Source organism: Salinivibrio sp. ML323 (assembly GCF_001995745.1).
In the GTDB taxonomy this organism is placed as follows: domain Bacteria; phylum Pseudomonadota; class Gammaproteobacteria; order Enterobacterales; family Vibrionaceae; genus Salinivibrio; species Salinivibrio kushneri.
Genome location: NZ_MUES01000063.1, coordinates 1 through 1,373, shown reverse-complemented (window position 1 = coordinate 1,373; position 1,373 = coordinate 1). Strand labels below are relative to the sequence as shown.

The 1,373-nt window shown below is 48.2% G+C and carries 4 tRNA genes and 1 rRNA gene; all 5 read left to right on the top strand.

Annotation, left to right across the window (positions count from 1 at the left end):
* Positions 1-76 (top strand) — tRNA-Lys (locus tag BZG13_RS15145).
* Positions 77-89: 13 nt separating this feature from the next.
* Positions 90-165 (top strand) — tRNA-Ala (locus BZG13_RS15140).
* A gap of 12 nt (positions 166-177) precedes the next feature.
* Positions 178-253, top strand: a tRNA-Val gene (locus BZG13_RS15135).
* 31 nt (positions 254-284) lie between these two features.
* Positions 285-360, top strand: a tRNA-Ala gene (locus BZG13_RS15130).
* 489 nt (positions 361-849) lie between these two features.
* Positions 850-1,373 (top strand): 23S ribosomal RNA (locus BZG13_RS15125); the annotation flags it as partial.

Below are 1,373 nucleotides of genomic sequence, written 5' to 3'. Positions count from 1 at the left end.
GGGTTGTTAGCTCAGTTGGTAGAGCAGTTGACTTTTAATCAATTGGTCACAGGTTCGAATCCTGTACAACCCACCATTTTCTCAGACGCGGGGCTATAGCTCAGCTGGGAGAGCGCTTGCATGGCATGCAAGAGGTCGGCGGTTCGATCCCGCCTAGCTCCACCAAATCTGGAAGATGGGCGATTAGCTCAGTTGGGAGAGCACCTCCCTTACAAGGAGGGGGTCACTGGTTCGAGCCCGGTATCGCCCACCATTCTCTCTGCAAGAGAGAAGCACTACAAAATGGGGCTATAGCTCAGCTGGGAGAGCGCCTGCCTTGCACGCAGGAGGTCAGCAGTTCGATCCTGCTTAGCTCCACCATTTTACTCTTTGTTTTTACAGCAGTTGACGCCTGTTGCGATAAGTGCTGTCTGAAAGCAAAAAATAAAGTGGTTTATCGTATTGATAAATACACATGCTCTTTAACAATCTGGAAAGCTGACAAGTCATTCTTTAAGAATGACAGTAAAGTTCTCAATCAGTGACAGAAATGTCACTCACACAATCAAGTGTGCTTGGGCTTTGTCTTATTTGATAAGCAAAGTCTCTATTTTGAGTCCGGCAAAAACAAAACCTTAGTTGTTTTCATACAAGACCTTTTGGGGTTGTATGGTTAAGTAATTAAGCGTAGACGGTGGATGCCTTGGCAGTCAGAGGCGATGAAGGACGTACTAACCTGCGAAAAGCGATGGTGAGCTGGTAAGAAGCATTTGAGCCATCGATGTCCGAATGGGGAAACCCACCTGCATAAGCAGGTATCTTAGCGTGAATACATAGCGTTAAGAGGCGAACTCGGGGAACTGAAACATCTAAGTACCNATTAAGCGTAGACGGTGGATGCCTTGGCAGTCAGAGGCGATGAAGGACGTACTAACCTGCGAAAAGCGATGGTGAGCTGGTAAGAAGCATTTGAGCCATCGATGTCCGAATGGGGAAACCCACCTGCATAAGCAGGTATCTTAGCGTGAATACATAGCGTTAAGAGGCGAACTCGGGGAACTGAAACATCTAAGTACCCGAAGGAAAAGAAATCAATTGAGATTCCGGCAGTAGCGGCGAGCGACCCCGGATTAGCCCTTAAGCAGACTTGGCGTTAGGTGAACAGGTTGGAAAACCTGGCAATAAAGGGTGATAGCCCCGTAACCGACGGCGCCATATTTGTGAAAACGAGTAGGACGGGACACGTGATATCTTGTCTGAATATGGGGGGACCATCCTCCAAGGCTAAATACTCCTGACTGACCGATAGTGAACCAGTACCGTGAGGGAAAGGCGAAAAGAACCCCTGTGAGGGGAGTGAAATAGAACCTGAAACCGTCTACGTACAAGCAGTG